General features: G+C 72.6%; 18 protein-coding genes and 1 tRNA gene. 10 read left to right on the forward strand and 9 right to left on the reverse strand.

Features of this window, described 5'->3' with window-relative positions; all coding sequences use genetic code 11:
* Nucleotides 1–176: 176 nt before the first annotated feature.
* A complete protein-coding gene (locus AB0D45_RS21105; protein WP_362461218.1) occupies nucleotides 177–683 on the forward strand; it encodes a hypothetical protein in 507 nt (168 codons plus the stop codon).
* A 70-nt stretch (nucleotides 684–753) separates the two neighbouring features.
* Here the strand turns inward: AB0D45_RS21105 and AB0D45_RS21110 are convergent, their stop codons facing one another.
* Nucleotides 754–1,428: an IPT/TIG domain-containing protein gene (locus AB0D45_RS21110; RefSeq protein WP_362461221.1), complete on the reverse strand. Its 675-nt coding sequence runs from the start codon at nucleotides 1,426–1,428 to the stop codon at nucleotides 754–756.
* Between the two features lie 370 nt (nucleotides 1,429–1,798).
* Nucleotides 1,799–1,873 (reverse strand) — tRNA-Cys (locus AB0D45_RS21115).
* A 172-nt stretch (nucleotides 1,874–2,045) separates the two neighbouring features.
* Between AB0D45_RS21115 and AB0D45_RS21120 the strand changes: the two genes are divergently transcribed.
* From AB0D45_RS21120 to AB0D45_RS21135, 4 genes are all read left to right on the forward strand, one after another.
* Complete coding sequence (locus AB0D45_RS21120; RefSeq protein WP_362461224.1) at nucleotides 2,046–3,539, forward strand: MFS transporter; 1,494 nt, start codon at nucleotides 2,046–2,048, stop codon at nucleotides 3,537–3,539.
* Nucleotides 3,540–4,728: 1,189 nt separating this feature from the next.
* On the forward strand, nucleotides 4,729–4,941 hold the full coding sequence (locus AB0D45_RS21125; protein WP_362461227.1) for a hypothetical protein: 213 nt from the start codon (nucleotides 4,729–4,731) through the stop codon (nucleotides 4,939–4,941).
* A complete protein-coding gene (locus AB0D45_RS21130) occupies nucleotides 4,938–5,342 on the forward strand; it encodes a type II toxin-antitoxin system death-on-curing family toxin (RefSeq protein ID WP_362461229.1) in 405 nt (134 codons plus the stop codon). The genes AB0D45_RS21125 and AB0D45_RS21130 overlap by 4 nt, the downstream gene beginning before the upstream one ends.
* Nucleotides 5,343–5,497: 155 nt before the next feature.
* Entirely contained in the window at nucleotides 5,498–7,285 is a 1,788-nt protein-coding gene (locus AB0D45_RS21135; RefSeq protein WP_361599803.1) for a DEAD/DEAH box helicase, read from the forward strand.
* A 70-nt stretch (nucleotides 7,286–7,355) separates the two neighbouring features.
* Here the strand turns inward: AB0D45_RS21135 and AB0D45_RS21140 are convergent, their stop codons facing one another.
* The gene (locus AB0D45_RS21140; protein ID WP_362461233.1) at nucleotides 7,356–8,363 is read right to left on the reverse strand and encodes a hypothetical protein; all 1,008 of its coding nucleotides are present in this window, start codon (nucleotides 8,361–8,363) and stop codon (nucleotides 7,356–7,358) included.
* Nucleotides 8,364–8,733: 370 nt separating this feature from the next.
* Here AB0D45_RS21140 and AB0D45_RS21145 point away from each other — a divergent pair, with 370 nt between their 5' ends.
* Nucleotides 8,734–9,375 (forward strand): helix-turn-helix domain-containing protein, encoded by a 642-nt coding sequence (locus AB0D45_RS21145; RefSeq protein WP_190182650.1) that lies wholly within the window; start codon nucleotides 8,734–8,736, stop codon nucleotides 9,373–9,375.
* A 69-nt stretch (nucleotides 9,376–9,444) separates the two neighbouring features.
* The gene (locus AB0D45_RS21150; RefSeq protein ID WP_362461236.1) at nucleotides 9,445–10,245 is read left to right on the forward strand and encodes a S16 family serine protease; all 801 of its coding nucleotides are present in this window, start codon (nucleotides 9,445–9,447) and stop codon (nucleotides 10,243–10,245) included.
* On the opposite strand, the gene AB0D45_RS21155 is transcribed toward AB0D45_RS21150, so the two are convergent.
* From AB0D45_RS21155 to AB0D45_RS21170, 4 genes are all read right to left on the reverse strand, one after another.
* The gene (locus AB0D45_RS21155; RefSeq protein ID WP_362461239.1) at nucleotides 10,172–11,470 is read right to left on the reverse strand and encodes an MFS transporter; all 1,299 of its coding nucleotides are present in this window, start codon (nucleotides 11,468–11,470) and stop codon (nucleotides 10,172–10,174) included. The genes AB0D45_RS21150 and AB0D45_RS21155 overlap by 74 nt on opposite strands.
* Complete coding sequence (locus tag AB0D45_RS21160) at nucleotides 11,467–11,682, reverse strand: hypothetical protein (protein ID WP_362461242.1); 216 nt, start codon at nucleotides 11,680–11,682, stop codon at nucleotides 11,467–11,469. The genes AB0D45_RS21155 and AB0D45_RS21160 overlap by 4 nt, the downstream gene beginning before the upstream one ends.
* Nucleotides 11,683–11,738: 56 nt before the next feature.
* Complete coding sequence (locus AB0D45_RS21165) at nucleotides 11,739–12,353, reverse strand: helix-turn-helix domain-containing protein (RefSeq protein ID WP_362461245.1); 615 nt, start codon at nucleotides 12,351–12,353, stop codon at nucleotides 11,739–11,741.
* An 80-nt stretch (nucleotides 12,354–12,433) separates the two neighbouring features.
* On the reverse strand, nucleotides 12,434–12,904 hold the full coding sequence (locus tag AB0D45_RS21170) for an Lrp/AsnC family transcriptional regulator (protein ID WP_362461248.1): 471 nt from the start codon (nucleotides 12,902–12,904) through the stop codon (nucleotides 12,434–12,436).
* Between the two features lie 129 nt (nucleotides 12,905–13,033).
* On the opposite strand from AB0D45_RS21170, the gene hppD reads away from it, so the two are divergent.
* Nucleotides 13,034–14,179, forward strand: coding sequence for a 4-hydroxyphenylpyruvate dioxygenase (gene hppD, locus AB0D45_RS21175; RefSeq protein ID WP_361610734.1), 1,146 nt, complete (start codon nucleotides 13,034–13,036; stop codon nucleotides 14,177–14,179).
* 257 nt (nucleotides 14,180–14,436) lie between these two features.
* Here hppD and AB0D45_RS21180 read toward each other — a convergent pair whose 3' ends face one another.
* Entirely contained in the window at nucleotides 14,437–15,948 is a 1,512-nt protein-coding gene (locus AB0D45_RS21180) for a tetratricopeptide repeat protein (RefSeq protein ID WP_361603562.1), read from the reverse strand.
* Nucleotides 15,949–16,044: 96 nt separating this feature from the next.
* On the opposite strand from AB0D45_RS21180, the gene AB0D45_RS21185 reads away from it, so the two are divergent.
* Nucleotides 16,045–17,415, forward strand: coding sequence for an FAD-linked oxidase C-terminal domain-containing protein (locus AB0D45_RS21185; RefSeq protein ID WP_362461251.1), 1,371 nt, complete (start codon nucleotides 16,045–16,047; stop codon nucleotides 17,413–17,415).
* 73 nt (nucleotides 17,416–17,488) lie between these two features.
* Here the strand turns inward: AB0D45_RS21185 and AB0D45_RS21190 are convergent, their stop codons facing one another.
* Nucleotides 17,489–17,968: an SsgA family sporulation/cell division regulator gene (locus AB0D45_RS21190; protein WP_361603568.1), complete on the reverse strand. Its 480-nt coding sequence runs from the start codon at nucleotides 17,966–17,968 to the stop codon at nucleotides 17,489–17,491.
* A gap of 302 nt (nucleotides 17,969–18,270) precedes the next feature.
* Here AB0D45_RS21190 and AB0D45_RS21195 point away from each other — a divergent pair.
* A partial coding sequence (locus AB0D45_RS21195) for a DUF2510 domain-containing protein (RefSeq protein ID WP_362461254.1) occupies nucleotides 18,271–19,212 on the forward strand: 942 nt, incomplete at its 3' end.

Consider the following 19,212-nt stretch of genomic DNA (forward strand, 5'->3'; position numbering starts at 1 on the left):
GGGTGCTCGTGGGACTGACGGCGTTTGCGCTGGGTGCAGCGGGGTGCGTCGCGCTGCCCAGAACGAGCGAACCTGAACGGAAACCGGAGCGGGTGGAGCCGAGGGCCGTGCCCAGCGCCCAGATCTGCGGCGGGACCCTTTTCTCTCCCGATGCAGGGAGGGCACTGGAGAGGATCATGAACGCGACGACGTTCCTGATCCCCGGGCCGGCACACGAACGGGGAGCGGCGGACATCGCGAGGACCCTGGAGGACGTCTACCGGCCGGGGGCCGCGACCGACGACATGCCCGTCGGGCTGTGCCTGATCGACGCGGGCGTGGTGGGAGGCGCAAAGGGCCGCGAGGCCACCATGTCCTTCCTCGCCCAACACAAGCAGGGGGGCCCGGCGGAGTCCGAGGGCGCGAACGAGGCCGGAGTGAACGTCTTCCGTTGGGGTACGGACCACTCGCTGAACTTCAACTGCGTCGCGCCCCGGCGGGGGACCCCGCTGCGGATCTCGGCCACGTTCCGCGGGGGGCGGACCCGTGACCGTGACCTGCGCGAGGATCAGAGCCTGGCAGACGACTACCTGACTCTCGTCCACTCCGCAGCCCGCTCGATCGCCGGCGCACTCGGCTGCGAGGGCGGTGGCGGGCTGCCCGAGCGTTTCACGGAGCTGCAGCCGTACGTACAGGACCGATAAGGCCGAAGGCTTGTCTCAGCAGGTCAGACCGGAATGCGTGGGGGTTTACGGCCGTTCATTCGCATACGCGTCATCCCGTGGTAACGGCGAAGACAACAGTCTTTGTGATCGTTCCACAGCGAGAGGTGCTCTCGATAGCGGTGAATTGGTAATTTCCTCGTGGTGTGGCGCTACCCACCTTGACTACGGTTTGCCATCCACCATGCGTGCCCACGCTCGGGCTGGCTGACGTGGTGTTGAAGATGCCCTTCGATCCGTAGGGAAGAGAGATGCGTACGGTTCCTCCGGGTGCCCAACGACTTCCCTGAATGACGAAGCTCTTGCCGGGAGGGCCTACGTCAGGCTTTATTCCGATAGACGGGCTAACTGGGCACCCGTCCTGCCCTCCTGTAGTCCCATCAGTGACAGTGAACTGTGCGGATGCGGCTCCCCCGTTTCCGATGATCGCGGAAACTTCGACTGATCCAGAAGCGGACGCAGGAATCTTGATGGTGAGCCGGAATGTGCCTGCCGCGTTGGGGTGTGCAACAGCGACTGGGGAACCCGCTACCGTGATGGGGACGTCGATGCCGCTGGATCCGTGCTCCTCCCATCCGGTGCCGATCACGCGAACTGTGGATCCGGCGGGCCCAGATGACGGGCTCAAGCTGATATTGCCTCCCGCGGCTGCTGCCGTTGGAGGATAGAGCAAAAGGGCAAGTCCCAGGGTCGTCGCGACGAGAATTGCGAGTAGACACCTTCTCATAACGTTCCTCCGCAGCCTCGTTTGTTCGTTGGCGGCGCGTGGAATGAACGGCTTTTGAAAGGTGCTTTGGGTACGCCCGGCTGAATATCTGCTGAGAAGGGAACTTTGCGGCGCGTTCTGGCCCCCAGGCGTAGCTGATCCCGTCAATCAGGCTACGACCAGGCCCCGAGGTGTGCCACTAGAGGGTTTCATCTTTGCACCTCTCGCGCGGGTGCTCGCTTTCGGCGACGATTGCTTGGGGCGGTATGGCCGCTGTGCGACGGGGAGATGAGCCCCGGGTAGCTGCAACTGAGACGGGAACTGAGAGGGCAAACTGTAGGGCGGCACCCCTGTGCGGGGTACCGCCCTACGTTTTGCCTGGTCAGGCACGTGGAAGCCGTGACCGGAATCGAACCGGCGTAACTCGCTTTGCAGGCGAGTCCCTCAACCACTCGGGCACACGGCTGGGTGTGTGGTGACGAGTACGAACGTACGGGGGTCGGTCGTGGCGGGGAAGGGGGGAGGTCCGGCTGCAATGTGACTGCCATGCGGCGTTCACAGACCTAGGTCCCCGGGAGGAGGGCGGATCGGTCCAAAAGACAGGGGCGATACGGGTCTGTGGACCTTACTCTGGGGCGATGAGCGCCCTTGAACCCGGGATGACCGAGACCGCTGCCGCCCCGCCACCGCAGGGCGGCATTCTGGGTCCGGCGTACCGGACGCTCAGCGTCGGGGTCATCTCCGTGATCTTCCTCATCGCCTTCGAGGCCACCGCCGTCGGCACCGCCATGCCCGTTGCCGCGCGGGAGCTGCACGGCATGGGGCTCTACGCCTTCGCGTTCTCCGCCTACTTCACGACCAGCCTGTTCGGGATGGTGCTCTCCGGCCAGTGGGCCGACCGGCAGGGGCCGTTGAGGCCGCTGACCGTGGGGATCGGGGCCTTCGCCGCCGGGTTGGTGTGTTCCGGGACCGCCCAGCTGATGGAGGTGTTCGTCCTCGGGCGGGCCGTGCAGGGGTTCGGGGGCGGGCTGGTGATCGTCGCCCTGTACGTGGTGGTCAGCCGGGCCTACGAGGAGCGGCTGCGGCCCGCCATCATGGCCGCCTTCGCCGCGAGCTGGGTGGTGCCGTCGATCGTCGGGCCGCTGGCCGCCGGGACGGTCACCGAGCAGCTGGGCTGGCGGTGGGTGTTCCTCGGGATCCCGGCGCTGGTCGTCGTACCGCTGATGCTGGCCCTGCCCGCGATCCGGCGCACCGCCTCCGGCCCGGTGGATCCCGCGTCGCCCGCCGCCTTCGACCGGCGGCGCATCCGGCTGGCCCTCGGGATCTCCCTGGGCGCCGGGCTGCTCCAGTACGCCGCCCAGGACCTGCGGTGGCTGTCGCTGCTGCCGGGCGCCCTGGGTGCGGGCCTGCTGGTGCCGGCGGTGCGGGGTCTGCTGCCGCGCGGGACCTACCGGGCCCGGCGCGGGCTGCCGTCCGTGGTGCTGCTGCGCGGGGTGGCGGCGGGGGCGTTCATCGGGGCCGAGAGCTTCGTGCCGCTGATGCTGGTCACCCAGCGCGGCCTGAGCCCGACGCTGGCCGGCTTCTCGCTCGCGCTCGGCGGCGTGACGTGGGCGGGCGGCTCGTGGGTGCAGTCCAAGGGGCGGATGGCGCCCTACCGGGAGCGGCTGATGGTCGCCGGGATGGTGATGGTGGCCGTGGCCATCGTCGCGGCCCCGGCGGTGCTCATCGAGGCGGTGCCGGTGTGGACCCTGGCCCTCGCCTGGGCCCTGGGCTCCCTCGGGATGGGCCTGGTGATCGGCTCGACCAGTGTGCTGCTGCTGAAGCTGTCCGCGCCGGAGGAGGTGGGCGCGAACTCCGCCGCGCTGCAGATCTCCGACGCGCTCGCGAACGTGGTGCTGCTCGCGGCCGGGGGAGCGGCGTTCGCCGCGCTGGGCGGGGGAGCGGTGGGTGCGGGGCACGAGGTGGCCGCGTCGGGCGGGGTCTCCCACCCGGCGGCGTTCCTGGTGGTGTTCCTGCCGATGGCGTGCGTGGCCCTGGCGGGGGCCTGGGTCGCCACCCGGCTGGACCCGCCGGTGGTGGCGGGGGTGGGAGCGGGGTCCGGTCCGGGTCCGGAGACCGGGGGCGCAGCCTGAGGGTGGGGGGCGGGGTTCCGGTGGGACCGGATCAGAGCCGGTTCGGGGTTTCCCGTCCGTCCCATCGTCCTTCCGGTTCGTGCCGGCCCGTCAAGGGCGCTCACTTCGTTCGCGTCACTGCGTGATCGCCTTCGGCGACCCTTGACAGGCCGTCCCGCCCCGGAAAGACAAGGACTGCCGGGAAGCCCCGAAGGAACGGCCCGGTCGGAGGGGGAGGGGCCTCGGCCGTCTCAGGGAGGCGGCGGGGACGGGGGAGGGACGCCGACCCCGCCGGGGGCCGAGCCGTGGAGCGGGGCGGGGCCAGTCGGCGGGGACGGGCCGGCCGCTACCTGCACCAAACGTTGATCAGGACCCCATCCGGCAGCGGCAGGCGCGGCAGATCGCTACGCGCTCCTCGTTTCTCAGCGACTGGCGGCCGTCTGGGGCCGCTACCTGCACCAGACGTTGGTCAGGAGCCCTTCCCGGACCGTCAGACGCATCAGATCGCCCCACGCTCATCACATTGGGGCCCCAGACGGCCGTCAGTCGCCGAGAGATGGGCAGCACGTAGCGATCTGGTGCGCTTGATGGTCCCGGATGGGAGGGCCGGGCCCCGGCGCCGGGCACGGGACGTGGGACCGGGTCTGAGAGGGGGTCGTGGCCCCTGGCCCCTCGTCTCATCGCTGAGGGAGCCGCTCCTGATGGTTGTCCCTGGTGACCGTTCTTTTGGGGGCTTCCCGGCAGTCTTTCGGCTTTCCGGGGCGGGTCGGTCTGTCAAGGGTGGCCGAAGGCCATCTTGAAGCGACGCGACGAAGGAGCGCCCTTGACAGGCCGGCACGACACGGAATGACGATGGGACTGACGGGAACCCCCCAAACCAGCTGTGAGACCGCCCAAGGAGGCGATTGAGGGGCCGGGCGGCGGGCATCGGGCTTTGCCGTGGGCGTGCCCGTGGGTCGTGCTGTGGGCCGGACGGGAGCCTTGCCGCCGCCGGGCCGGGCCGTGGTGCCGTGTCGGGGTGTCAGGTAGCCGGCCGGGCGGGGGTCCCGCCGGTGGGCTGGGCCGTGGAGCCGGGCGGTGGTGCGGCCAGTGGCCCTGCCGTGGAGCCCGGCATCGGCTGGGGGCGAGGGTCCGAGCCGTGGAGCCGGGCAGTCGGCCCGGGGGCGAAATGGGGGTGTGGGTGCGGGGTGGCGGGGGTTAGCCTCCCCGCGTGACCTCCGACGTGAACGCCCTCGTCCTCCCGATGCCCGACGCCGACCGCGCCGAGCTGGCCGACCTCGCCGACGCCACCGGCTCCACCCCCGAGGCGCTCGCGCTGGAAGCCGTACGGGCGCACCTGCGGCGGGAGCGGGAGCGGGTCGGGGCGGAGGCCGCGCGGCTCGCGGGGCGGCATGCCGGGCTGCTGAAGCGGCTCGGGCAGTGAGCGCCGCCGTGCCGGTCCGCCACCTGACCCTCGCCGAGGTCCTCGATCTCGCCCGCCACGCCTGCCTGGCCCACGACCAGCCCGTGGAGCTGCGGGCGCCCGGGCTGCTGGAGTCGGCCGTGCACCGGCCGCGCGCCCGCATGTTCGGGACGCCGGCCTACGAGGACCCGTACGAGCAGGCCGCCGCGCTGCTGCACGGCATCGCCACGAACCACCCCCTGGTCGACGGGAACAAGCGGACCGCCTGGCTCGCGGCCGCGACCTTCCTCGCCGTGAACGGCATCGACCTCGCCGGAGCCGACCAGGACGCCGCGTACCGGCTGGTCATCGCCGTGGCCTCCGGGGCCGCGACCGACGTGGCGGTGATCGCCGCCGGGCTGCGGGAGTTGCCCGCGGTGTGACGCTCGCCGCACCCGCCGAGGTCACGGGCCTGTCCCTCCGCGAGGGGCGGGCCCGCGCCGGTAAGGTGGCCCGGTTGTCCTACGTACGACGACAGTGACGCGTACGCACCCGACAGCCAGCCACGACTGCCGCCGAGAGCAACGAACCGGAGACCGTGACTACTACCGCCTCCCACCACCTCTCACCCGCCTTCCCCGGCCGTGCCCCGTGGGGTACCGCCAGCAAGCTGCGAGCCTGGCAGCAGGGGGCGCTCGACAAGTACATCCAGACCCAGCCGCGGGACTTCCTCGCGGTCGCCACCCCCGGCGCCGGCAAGACCACCTTCGCCCTCACCCTGGCCTCCTGGCTGCTGCACCACCACGTGGTCCAGCAGGTGACCGTGGTCGCGCCGACCGAGCACCTGAAGAAGCAGTGGGCCGAAGCCGCCGCCCGGATAGGCATCCGGCTCGACCCGGACTACTCGGCCGGACCGCTGAGCAAGGACTACCACGGGGTCGCCGTCACCTACGCGGGCGTCGGCGTGCGGCCGATGCTGCACCGCAACCGCTGCGAGCAGCGCAAGACCCTGGTGATCCTGGACGAGATCCACCACGCCGGCGACTCGAAGTCCTGGGGCGAGGCCTGCCTGGAGGCCTTCGACCCGGCGACCCGGCGCCTGGCGCTGACCGGTACGCCGTTCCGGTCCGACACCAACCCCATCCCCTTCGTCACGTACGAGGAGGGGAACGACGGGATCCGGCGGTCCTCCGCCGACTACACCTACGGCTACGGCAACGCCCTCGGCGACGGCGTCGTCCGGCCGGTGATCTTCCTGTCCTACAGCGGCAACATGCGCTGGCGCACCAAGGCCGGTGACGAGATCGAGGCCCGCCTCGGCGAGCCGATGACCAAGGACGCCATCTCGCAGGCCTGGCGCACGGCGCTGGACCCGCGCGGCGACTGGATGCCGAACGTGCTGCGCGCCGCCGACCAGCGGCTGACGGAGGTCAGGAAGGGCATTCCGGACGCCGGCGGCCTCGTCATCGCCGCCGACCAGGACGCGGCGCGCGCGTACGCCAAGCTGCTCCGGGAGATCACCGGGACCAAGCCGACCGTCGTGCTCTCCGACGACACCGGCGCCTCGAAGAACATCGACACGTTCAGCGCGAACGACGACCGCTGGATGGTCGCGGTCCGGATGGTGTCCGAGGGCGTCGACGTACCGCGCCTCGCGGTGGGCGTGTACGCGACGACGATCTCGACCCCGCTGTTCTTCGCGCAGGCGGTCGGGCGCTTCGTACGATCGCGCAGGCGCGGCGAGACGGCCTCCGTGTTCCTTCCGACCATTCCCTACCTGCTGGGCTTCGCGAGCGAGATGGAGGTCGAGCGCGACCACGTGCTCGACCGGCCGAAGAAGGCGGGCGAGGACGAGGACCCGTACGCGCAGTCCGAGAAGGAGATGGAGGAGGCGAACCGGCAGGAGGACGAGGACACCGGCGAGGACGAGCAGATGTCCTTCGAGGCGCTGGAGTCCGACGCCGTCTTCGACCGGGTGCTGTACGACGGTGCCGAGTTCGGCATGCAGGCGCACCCCGGGAGCGAGGAGGAGCAGGACTACCTCGGCATCCCGGGGCTGCTGGAGCCGGACCAGGTGCAGCTGCTGCTGCAGAAGCGGCAGTCGCGGCAGATCGCGCACAGCCGGCGCAGGCCGGACTCCGAGGCGGACCTGCTGGAGCTCCCGGCGGAGCGCCGGCCGGTGGTTTCGCACAAGGAGCTGCTGGAGCTGCGCAAGTCGCTGAACACGATGGTCGGCGCGTACGTCCACCAGAGCGGGAAGCCGCACGGGGTGATCCACACCGAGCTGCGCCGGGTGTGCGGCGGCCCGCCGAGCGCGGAGGCGACGGCGGGGCAGCTGAAGGAGCGGATCAAGAAGGTGCAGGAGTGGGCCACCCGGATGCGGTGAGGCACTGCTGAGAACGCGGAACGGGGTCCGTGCGCTGCTGCGCACGGACCCCGTTCCGGTGGAGCGTGGATCAGTTGGTGACGCGGCGACGACGGCCGGTGCCGGCGACCAGGGCCGCACCCATGGCGAGGGCCACACCGCCGGCGCCGAGCGCCCAGCTGGTGGCGGCGTCGGTGCCGGTCTCGGCGAGCTCGCCGCCGGTGTTCGTGCCGCCGGTGTTGCCACCGCCGTGGTGGTCGACGATCGGCGTGGTGGTGCCGCCGCCGTTCGGCTTGGTGTCGTTGCCGCCACCGGTGTTGCCACCGTTGTTGTGGCCGCTGTTGCCGCCGGTGTTGCCACCGTTGGAGGAGCCCTTGACGATCTTCGACTCGACCACGGCCGTGTCGGAGAAGACGTCCTCGTCCACGTTGCTGCCGCCGGCGGCGGCAACGGCGATCTCGCCGGTCGGGGCGCCCGCACCGAACTTGACGCGGACCTGGAGGCTGAGCTTCTTCGCCGGGATCTCGATGTCGTCGGTCAGCAGGGCAACGGCGGAGCCGCCCTCGCCCATGACCTCGACGTCGTGCCAGGCGCCCTGGTAGAAGACCTGGACGCGGACGTCCGAGGCCTCGAGCTCGGCGGCCTCGTCGGCGACGGCCAGGACGAGCACGTAGCTCTCCTGCGCCTTGCCCTTCGAGTTGTCGACGGAGACGGTCAGGTTGGTCCAGTCGCCGCCCGCCTTGAAGGCGCTCGGGACACCGCCGAGGCCGAGGACCGGGCCGGTGGCGGCCAGGTCGTCCTCGTCCTCCACGACGGGGGCCGGGGCCGGAGCCGGCTTCTCGGCGGCGGGCTTGGCCGGGGCCGGAGCCGGGGTCTCCTTGGCCGGGGTCTCCGCGGCGGGCTTGGCGGCCGGGGTCTCGACGGCCGGCTTCGCGTCGGCGGCCGGGGCGACCGGAGCGGCGGCGTCGTCCTTCGGAGCCGCGTCCGGAGTCGTTACGGCCGGGGTCTGTGCCTCGTCAGCCATCGCGGGCGTGGCCATGAGGACCGTCGGGCCCACCACGGCGGCAGCGGCGACGACGGCCATGCGCTTCAGGTTCACTTGTTGCTTCTCTCCCCTAGTTGCGTTCGAGGCATGCGTCAGCCCCGCCCACCCCCAACATCATTTTTGAACACGATCAGAGTAATGGCCGTGTAAACGGATTTCGGTCGTCGAACATTACGAATCGATACAGTCCGGAGAAGAAAAGGGCCGAAACCGGCAGTAGGCGCCCGGATTCTGGACGAGGCCTTTCGCTCAGCGGACTCGCTCGCTACTGTCCCCGCATCGAACGCCCCGTGGCAGCGCCGCCGCGGGAGCGCAGCCGGTGCCATGGCCGCTACCGGCGGCCTCTCCGTGCGTCGCCGAGGGACCGGCAGCGCTCCACCCCGCGAGAGTCACCGCCGCCCACCGAAACAGAGGGAGAGGCGTCGTGACCGCGGAAACCTCCCAGACTCTCGACCGAGGGCTCAGGGTCCTCAAGCTGCTCGCCGACACCGACCACGGTCTGACCGTCACCGAGCTGTCCAACCGACTCGGTGTCAACCGCACCGTGGTCTACCGCCTCCTGGCCACCCTCGAGCAGCACGCCCTGGTCCGACGCGACCTCGGCGGCCGGGCCCGGGTCGGCCTCGGCGTGCTCCGCCTGGGCCGGCAGGTACACCCGCTGGTGCGCGAGGCGGCCCTGCCCGCGCTGCGCTCGCTCGCCGAGGACATCGGAGCCACCGCGCACCTGACCCTCGTCGACGGCACGGAGGCGCTCGCCGTGGCCGTCGTGGAGCCCACCTGGACCGACTACCACGTCGCCTACCGGGCCGGCTTCCGCCACCCGCTGGACCGCGGCGCGGCCGGGCGGGCCATCCTGGCCGCCCGTCAGGGCTCGCTCACCGAGCCCGGCTACACCCTGACCCACGGCGAACTGGAGGCGGGCGCCAGCGGCGCCGCCGCGCCGCTGGTCGGCATCACCGGACTGGAGGGCAGCGTCGGCGTCGTGATGCTGGCCGACGCCGTGCCGGAGCGGGTCGGCCCCCGCGTGGTCGACGCCGCCCGCGAGGTCGCCGACGCCCTGCGCTGACGGACGCGGCCGCGTGGAGTGAGGGCCGGGCGGTCCGGGCCGGGCGGCCCGGGTCGGTAGATTGGCCGGGTGCTCTCTCGCCTCACACGTCTGCCGCGTCCCGCCGCCCTGGCCGTATGCGCCGCGCCCGTCCTCGCGCTGTTCGCCGTGGCGGCCCTCGCACCGCTGCCGTTCGTGGTTGCCGTGCCCGGCCCCACGGCCGACGTGCTGGGCTCCGACCAGGGCAAGCCGGTGATCACGGTGACCGGCGCCCCGGTCCGTGACACCAAGGGCCAGCTCCGGATGACCACCATCCGCGCCACCGGCCCCTCCTCGACGATGACGCTGCACGAGCTGGTCGACCACTGGTTCAGGAGCGACCAGGCGGTCATGCCCAGGGAGTCCGTCTATCCCTCGGGCGGAAGCGACCAGCAGATCGAGGAGCACAACCTGGAGGAAATGGTCCAGTCGCAGTCGGCCGCCGCGGCCGCCGCCCTCGGCTACCTCGAGAAGGACCCCAAGGACGTCAAGGTCCAGCTCAACCTCGCCGACGTGGGCGGCCCGAGCGCCGGACTCCTCTTCTCCCTCGGCATCGTCGACAAGCTCGACGGCGACGGCAGCGGCGGCGACCTCACCGGCGGCCGCAGCATCGCCGGTACGGGAACCATCAGCGCCGACGGCGCGGTCGGCGCGGTCGGCGGCGTGGGTTTGAAGACCCAGGCCGCACGCCGCGACGGCGCGGAGGTGTTCCTCGTACCGAAGGCCGAGTGCTCGGACGCGAAGTCCGAACTGCCCCGGGGGCTGCGGCTGATCCCCGTCACTTCGCTGACGGACGCGGTGGACTCCCTGCGGGCACTGGGCCGGGACGAGGCCGCGGTGCCGTCCTGCTGACCGGCGGTGTGCGGTCCAGGCCGCGCCAGGCGGGGAACAGCAGCGGGGTGAGGGTGGTCAGGAAGTAGAGGGCGGCGAACAACAGGAGGGCCGCGGTCACTCCGAAGCCGTCGACCAGCAGGCCGGCCGCGAGGCCGCCCATCGGCATGGCCAGCTCGCTGCCCGCGGTGCTCACACTGGAGACCCGGCTGCGCAGTTCCTCCGGTACGAGCTCGTAGACGACGGTGGTCAGGATGGGGTTGAGCACGCCCGCGCCCAGGCCGGCCAGGGCCATGGTCACCGCGAGGGGCAGCGGGGTGTCCGTGACGGCGGCGACGGCGTAGCGGGTGGGCCCGGAGAGCAGGAAGGCCCCCGCGAACACCGCCCGGCGGGGGAAGCGCTCGCCCCACGCCCCGTAGAGCAGGGCCCCCAGCAGAGCGAAGCCGCCGAAGAGGGAGATCATCAGGCCCAGGGTGGCGGCGCCGCCGAGGTCCTCGCGGCCGTGGACCGGGAGGAGGACGGAGGACCAGCCCTGGTCCAGGCCGTTGGTCGTCATCACCATGAGGGTGATGCCCATGAGGAGCCGTGAGCGGGTCAGGAACCGCCGGCCCTCGGCGAGTTCGGCACGGTACGCGGCGAACGACGGCTTGCCGGTGCCGCGCTGCGGTTCGGCGGCGGGGACGCCGCGCAGGAAGGCGGAGACCAGGAGCGCCGACGCCGCGAACGTGGCCGCGTCCAGCAGCAGCACGGTCTCGGCGCCGAAGACGGTGACCAGTACGCCGGCCACGGCGGCCCCGATCATCCGGGCTCCGCGCGAGACGGCGTCGTAGAGGCTCGCCGCCCGCGCGACGGTGGTGCCGGCGTGCTCGGCGAGGCTGGGCAGCAGGACGTAGCGGGCGGTCAGGCCCGGGGTGTGCACCAGGCCGCCGGCGGCCATCAGCGCGCACAGCATCCAGAAGTCCAGTACGCCCGCGTAGTGGAGGAGGGGGATCGCGCCGACCGCCAGCCCGCAGATCAGGTCCGAGGCGGCGGAGACCCGGCGGCGGCCGATCCGGTCGATGACCGGGCCGCCGACGAGGGCCGCGACGACGACGGGCAGAGTGGCGCAGAAGGCGACGACGCCGGCCCGCCCGGCGCTTCCCGTGGTCTGGAGCACGAACCACGGGACGCCGATCAGGGTGAGGGAACTCCCCGCTATGGAGATGGTGTTGGCGGCCAGGACGGCCGTGAAGGGCCGCCTGCTCATGCGGCGGGCTGCCGGATGCGGGCCTGGAGGTGGGCCGGCTGCATCAGGCGGATCCCGGCGGCAATCAGCGCCTCGCCGACCTGGTTGCGCAGGGCGGGCAGGGCGGCGGCGGTGGCGGGTGCTGCCTCCCGGGCGAGGCGCCAGGCAGCGGCCTCGGCGGCCAGTTCGGCGGTGCGGGCGGCGTGGATCCGGGCATGGCTGAAGGCGTGCATGGCGGAACTCCTTCGGGGAGAAGCCGGGAGGCGGGAGGCGGGAGGCGGGAGGCGGCTCACGCCTCGCTGCGGCGCGGGAAGGCGTGGGTGTGGATGCGGACCGTCTCCACGTCGTCAGGGTTCTCCGCGGGCGGCAGGTCGCGGTAGCTGTTGATCAACTCGTGGAGCCGGTGGACCAGTTCATGGGTCTGTTCGGCGGTCAGGCGGAGGCTGAAGTCGCTGAGGTCGCTGGAACGGCGCCAGGCGGGCGACCAGTCGACCGACTCGCCGAGCCAGGAGGTCAGCTCCTGGGCGTGGATCTTCATGATCTCCGCCAGGAACACCTCGGCCGCCCCGCGCGTCTCCGGGTTGTCGTCGAGGGTGAGCGAGTCGTCGAGCCGCGTGCCGTCGTGGGCGGCCTTCCACCAGCGCTCGCGGCCCTTGCCGCGCTCGGGCGCTTCCTCGATGAACCCGTGCGCGGCGAGTTGCCGCAGGTGGTAGCTGGTGGCCCCGCTGGACTCGCCGAGCCGCTCCGCCAGCTGCGAGGCGGTGGCCGGGCCGCTCATGCGCAGGGCGCGGAGCAGTTGTATGCGCAAGGGGTGGGCGAGGCCCCGCAGGGAGCGGGAGTCCAGCGTCCGGACCTTGGGTTCCGGGGTCTCGGCGGCTTCGTGGTCGGCGTTCTTTTCGGGCATGGCTCAAGCGTAGGCGTGCAAAGGTTTCTCTGCAAGCATTTCTTTGCAACCAGTTCTTTGGAACTCCGGGCCGGGGCGGATCAACCGTCCGCGGCCGCCTGTTCCACCAGCGGGATGAACCGCAGCGGCACCGGGTTCTCCATCACGATCGCCGTCGACGCCCGCACGATCCCCCCGAAGCCCACCACCCGGTCGATCACCCGCTGGAGGTCGGCGTTCGACCGGGCCACCAGCCGGCACAGCATGTCCCCGTGCCCGGTCGTCGTGTGCAGCTCCAGCACCTCCGGCACCCCCGACAGGTGGGCCCGTACGTCCGCCCCCTGCCCCTGCTTGATCTCCAGCGTCGCGAAGGCCGTCACCGGATACCCGAGGGCCGTCGGGTCGACCTGGGGGCCGAAGCCCCGGATGACCCCGCTCGACTGGAGCCGGTCCAGGCGCGCCTGCACCGTGCCGCGCGCCACCCCGAGCCGGCGCGAGGCCTCCAGGACCCCGATCCGCGGCTCGCGCGCCAGCAGGACGATGAGGCGGCCGTCGAGTTCGTCGATGCCCATGGAAGCCTTCCCTTGATCGGCTGGTCATACTGCACAGATCTTTCAGTCATCCTCGGGCTCCGCTGGTCATTCTGTACAGCAGAAAGGGAAACTATTGCGCAGCTTGTGGAAGAGCGGGACTCTGCGCTCATGACTGAGACCCTGGACACCACCCCGCAGACCGCGCGTGAGGCAGACCCCTTCCCGGTGAAGGGCATGGACGCGGTCGTCTTCGCCGTCGGCAACGCCAAGCAGTCCGCGCACTACTACTCGACCGCCTTCGGCATGAAGCTCGTGGCCTACTCCGGACCGGAGAACGGCAGCCGCGAGACCGCCAGCTACGTCCTGACGAACGGCTCCGCGCGCTTCGTCCTGACCTCCGTCATCAAGGCGACCACCGACCACGGCCGCTTCATCGCAGAGCACGTCGCCGAGCACGGCGACGGCGTCATCGACCTCGCCATCGAGGTCCCGGACGTCCGCGCCGCGTACGAGTACGCCGTGGGCCAGGGCGCCCGCGGCCTGGACGAGCCGCACGAGGTCAAGGACGAGCACGGCACCGTCGTGCTCGCCGCGATCGCCACCTACGGCCAGACCCGCCACACGCTCGTCGAGCGCGTCGACTACACCGGCCCCTACCTGCCGGGCTACGTGGCCGCCGAACCGATCGTCGCCCCGCCGGCGAAGCGGACCTTCCAGGCCATCGACCACTGCGTCGGCAACGTCGAGCTGGGCCGCATGAACGAGTGGGTCTCGTTCTACAACAAGGTCATGGGCTTCACGAACATGAAGGAGTTCGTGGGCGACGACATCGCCACCGAGTACTCGGCGCTGATGTCGAAGGTCGTCGCGGACGGCACCAAGAAGGTGAAGTTCCCGATCAACGAGCCGGCGATCGCGAAGAAGAAGTCGCAGATCGACGAGTACCTGGAGTTCTACGGCGGCCCCGGCGTCCAGCACATCGCGCTCGCCTCGAACGACATCGTGGCGACCGTACGCACCATGCGGGCGGCCGGCGTCCAGTTCCTGTCCGTCCCGGACACCTACTACGACACCCTCGGCGAGTGGGTCGGCGACACCCGCGTGCCGATCGACGAGCTGCGCGAGCTGAAGATCCTGGCCGACCGCGACGAGGACGGCTACCTGCTGCAGATCTTCACCAAGCCGGTCCAGGACAAGCCGACCGTCTTCTTCGAGATCATCGAGCGCCACGGGTCGATGGGCTTCGGCAAGGGCAACTTCAAGGCGCTGTTCGAGGCGATCGAGCGGGAGCAGGACAAGCGGGGCAACCTGTAGTCCTCGCGGTCCTGTTGGGGTGCGGCCCCGCCCTTGGCCTGGCCGGCCGGGGGGCGGGGACGGGGGTGCCGCTGCGCGGGCGAGGTCCCCTACCCGCCCTTCGCCCGTTCCCCGGGGCTGCGCCCCGGACCCCGCCATCGGGGGCTCCGCCCCCGGACCCCCGCGCCTCAAACGCCGGCGGGGCTGGATGGTGCCTCAAACGCCGGCGGGGCTGGAGGGTGCCTCAAGCGCCGGCGGGGCTGGGAGGGCGTGCAGGGTCAGGTGCCCGCCTGGGTGGGTTTCGGGTGGGGCTTCGGGGACGGCTTCGGCTTCGGGGGGTTGGGCTTCGGGAGTTCCGGGGCCACCCACGGAGTGGCCGGCTGCATGTTCTCCGGGCCGCCCGCCGGGGGCTGGCCGACGGCGGCCAGGGCCTCCTTCGCCAGCGGGCCCCGCAGCGGGGAGAAGACCGGGTTCGTGCGCAGCGCCTCCTGGAGGTGCCTGCGGGCCGCCGCCTCGTCGCCCAGGCCGCGCTCGATCACCGCCCGGTGGTAGGCGAACTCCGCGCTGCGCAGCCCCAGGTCCGTCGCCTTCTTCGCGTACTCCAGCGCCTGCGCGTCCTCACCGCTCCTGTGCAGGGCCCAGCCCAGGGCGTCGGCGACCTGCACGCTCCTGTGCCGGGACCACTCCGCCGACAGGCGCCGTACCGCCTGTGCCGGATCGCCGTGGTCCGCCTCGTACAGGCCGAGCACGACCTCCTCGTTCACCCCGTTCGCCCCGCCCGCCGCCGCCAGGGCCGCCAGCGACCGGTACTGCGCCCGCGCCTCCTCCGGCCGCTCCAGCGACTCCAGCAGCTCGCCCAGCTCCAGCGCCAGTCGCGGCACCGGCGTGCGCCCCAGCGCCAGCCGGTAGTCGCGTACGGCCTCCCCGCCCCGCCCCAGCGCGGCCAGCGCCCTCGCCCGGCCGCCCAGCGCCTCCCCCTGCGCGGGGTCCGTGCGCAGCGCGGCCTCGTACTGGCGCAGCGCCTCGCCCGGATCGCCGCGTTCCCACGCCAGCTCCCCGAGCCGGAAGAGGACGTACCCCTTCTCCGCCGGGGACTTCGCCGCCCCGCCCGCGTGCTCCAGGGCCACCACCGCGTCCTCTCGCCAGCCCCGGTCCCGGTACACCTGCGCGGCCCTCAGGTGGGCCGCCAGGCCCGGCCGCAGCTCCATCAGCCGGTCCATCGCCCGCTGCGCGGCCTTGTAGTCGCCCAGGCCCGCGTACGCGTCCACCAGGACCGGGTACGCCGTCCAGCGGCGCGGCGCCTGCGCCCGGACCAGTTCGCCCCACTTCTTCGCCGTCCCGAAGTCCCGCCGGGCGCCGGCCAGCGCGCCCATGCCCGTCATCGCGTCGAAGTTGCCCTTCTCGGCGGGGCGGACCTCCAGGGACCGCTTGAGCGCCTTCTCCGCCTTCGGGAACCAGGCGGAATCGGCCGTCCGCCGGGCCTGTTCCAGGTACGCCGAACCGAGCACCGCCCACGAAGCGTCGTCGTCCGCGTGCGCGGCGACCCATTTCTCCCGGTCCGCCACCAGCGCCGTCAGGTCCACCGCCGAGGCCGGGGAGCCCATGGTCACCGCCGACGCGGCCCGTTCGCTCGGCCCGGGCGGGCGGGCGTCGTCACCGGTACGGGCCGGGCGGATCAGCAGGGCCCCGGCGATCAGGACCACCGCGACCGCGGCCGCCACGACCGTCTTGCGGCCGGTGAAGGTCACGGGCGGCGCGGGCTGCTGCGAGTGCTCGTCGAAACCGTGCATGCGCTCACTGTGCGTCAATATGAAGAGCTCGCCGAGATGTCCGAAGCCGGTCGCGGCCGTGTTCACACCGATGGCCCCGGCTGCCACTGTGGCCCCATGGACGACGATCTCATCGCACGGCTCCGCGCAGGACTCCCGCCCGAGGCACTGCTCACCGACCCCCAGGTGACCGCCTCCTACGCCACCGACATGGCCGGCTTCTGCGCCGCCGGCACCCCGGCCGCCGTCGTCCTGCCGCGGACGGTGGACCAGGTCCGGCACGTCATGCGCACCGCCACCGCCCTACGCGTCCCCGTGGTCCCGCAGGGCGCCCGCACGGGCCTGTCCGGCGCCGCCAACGCCTGCGACGGCTGCATCGTGCTGTCCCTGGTGAAGATGGACCGGATCCTGGAGATCTCCGCCGTCGACCGGGTGGCCGTCGTCGAGCCGGGCGTGGTCAACGCCGTCCTGTCCCGGGCCGTCGCCGAACAGGGCCTGTACTACCCGCCCGACCCCTCCAGCTGGGAGCAGTGCACCATCGGCGGCAACATCGGCACCGCCTCCGGCGGGCTGTGCTGCGTCAAGTACGGGGTCACCGCCGAGTACGTGCTCGGGCTCGACGTGGTCCTGGCCGACGGGCGGCTGCTGCGCACGGGGCGGCGTACCGCCAAGGGCGTCGCCGGGTACGACCTGACCCGGCTCTTCGTCGGCTCCGAGGGCACGCTCGGCGTGGTGGTCGGGGCCGTCCTCGCGCTGCGGCCGGCGCCGCCGCGGCAGCTGGCGCTCGCCGCCGAGTTCCCCTCCGTCGCGGCCGCCTGCGAGGCCGTCTGCGCCGTCATGGAGGCGGGCCTGACGCCGTCGCTGCTGGAGCTGATGGACCGGACGACCGTCCGCGCCGTCAACGCCCTCGGCAGGATGGGGCTGCCCGAGAGCACGGAGGCGCTGCTGCTCGCCGCCTTCGACACCCCGGACGCGCCGGCCGGCCTGGAGGCCGTCGGCAGGCTGTGCGCCGCCGCCGGGGCGAGCGCCGTCGTACCCGCCGAGGACGAGGCGGAGTCCGAACTGCTGCTCCAGGCCCGCCGGATGTCCCTCACCGCCCTGGAGGCGCTGCGTCCGGCCACGATGATCGACGACGTGTGCGTGCCGCGGTCGCGGCTCGCCGAGATGCTGGACGGGACGGCCGCCATCGCCGCGGCGCACGACCTGCTCATCGGGGTCTGCGCGCACGCGGGAGACGGCAACACGCACCCGGTGGTCTGCTTCGACCCCGCCGACGAGGACGAGACGCGGCGGGCCCGGGAGTCCTTCGACGCCATCATGGCCCTGGGGCTGTCCCTGGGCGGGACGATCACCGGGGAACACGGGGTCGGGGTGCTGAAGAAGGAGTGGCTGGCCCGGGAACTCGGGCCGGTCGGGCTGGAGATGCAGCGCAGCGTCAAGCAGGCCTTCGACCCGCTCGGGCTGCTGAACCCCGGCAAGCTCTTCTGAGGCCCGGCCGGGCGGGGCCTCCCGCGCCCGGGCGGGGCCTCCCGCGGGCGGGTGCGCTCGCGCGGGGTGCGCGTCACAGATCGCCGTCCGCGGACTCGTCCGAGGGCCACGGGTCGCGCAGCCACAGCTCGTCGGCCGGGGTGGGGGTGAGCAGCGCGGCCAGGGCGTCGTCCAGGCCGAGCCGCTCCGCCTCCGTCCCGGGCGGGACCACGTGCAGGGTGTGCTCCAGCCAGGCCGACACCGCTCCGGCCGGGGCCTCCAGGAGGGCGTCGCCGTCGGGGGAGTTCAGCGCCATGCACAGGACGGACTCGTCGCCGATCTTCGTGGGCCAGATCCGGACGTCCCCGTGTCCGGACGGGCGGAACACCCCCTCGACGAGCAGTTCCCGGGCGAAGGTCCAGTGGACGGGGGCGCTGGAGCCGATGTGGAAGGTGACGTGCACGGCGTAGGGGTCGTCGGTGAGGTAGAGCAGCTTGGCGGGCACGGGGATGCTGCGCTCGGGGGACAGGACCAGCTTCAGTTCCAGTTCGCGCTCGATGAGGGGGTGGTGCACGGCGGCCTCGCTTCGGTGCGTTCGCTTGCGGACGCGGGGGCGGTGTGCGCCCCGCACGGGGAGAGAGCTCCCTCGTGCCCGGGTATGACGCGACTTTCGGCGCCGGAGGACAGGTTGGCCGAAACCTGTCGGCTGACCGGAATCGGTGGGTGGGGGCCGGGGCGGGGCCCGGGCGGGGCGAGGTTCGCCCGAAGGCTTGGAATCTCCCGTTACCGGACCTGCCGGACGGGTGTTCTTGACTATGGTCCTCCTTTTGGGTCCTCCCCTGCACACGCCTCAAGCCACGATCGGAGTTGGGGACATTGACGGCCTCCCCCGGTGACGGAGAGCACGCGGCCCGCGAGGGCTACTACCCCGACCCGTCCATCCCCGGATACGTCAGGTACTGGAACGGCGCGTCCTGGGTTCCCGGTACGAGCCGTCCTGCCGCATCCGCTCCCGCACGGGTGGAGGAGACGGGGCCGGTGTTCCTGGACGAGACCTCGATGACGGAGGCCCTGCCGGACCCCGCCGCACCCGCCTGGCGGGCCGCGGAAGAGCCGGACCGCGCCGCGGGCGGGGGCGGGGGCGACGACCCCGCCCGGGGGCACGACCGGGGTGCCGGCCCGGGCGGCGGCTGGGCCGCCGAGCGGGGGGACGTCCGGGAGGCCGGTCCCGTACGGGGCCGCGAGCGGGCCGCAGAACCGGGCTCCGGGGGTGCGGGCCGGCCGGGCGGCGAGGGGGCCGGGGCGGGCGCGGGCCCGGCGCAGGGCGGCTGGCAGGTCGATCCGGTGCACCAGGCCGGCTTCGGCGGCCCCCGTGACGTACGGGTCTCCTGGGGCGACCCGGTCGAGTCCGAGCCCGCCCGGCCCGCCGGGATCTCCCTGGCCCGGCCCGCGGCCGCCGCCACCGCTCAGCGGCTCCCGGCACAGGCCGCCGCCGAGAGCGTGGGCATCCTCTCGGCCCGCGCCCCGGCCTGGCCCGACGCCCCCGGCGCCGGTTCCTCGGGCCTCACCTCCAGCTGGCCGGAGGCCGCGCCGCACCGGCAGGCGCCGGCCCCCGCCGCGGAACCCTCCCCCCCGTACGAGGCCCCCGCGCCCGCCCCCCGGGCCCCGGCGGCTCCCGCGCCCGAGGCCGCCCGGGCGTACGAGGTTCCCGCGCCCGAGGCCCCCCGGGCGTACGAAGCAGAGGCCCCCGCCGCCCGGTCCTACGAGGCCCCCGCCCCCGAGCGCCGCGCCGCCGCGGCCGCCCCCGTGCCGCCGGAG

Origin of the sequence: Streptomyces sp. NPDC048352, assembly GCF_040651895.1 — a bacterium.
Classification (GTDB): Bacteria; Actinomycetota; Actinomycetes; order Streptomycetales; family Streptomycetaceae; genus Streptomyces.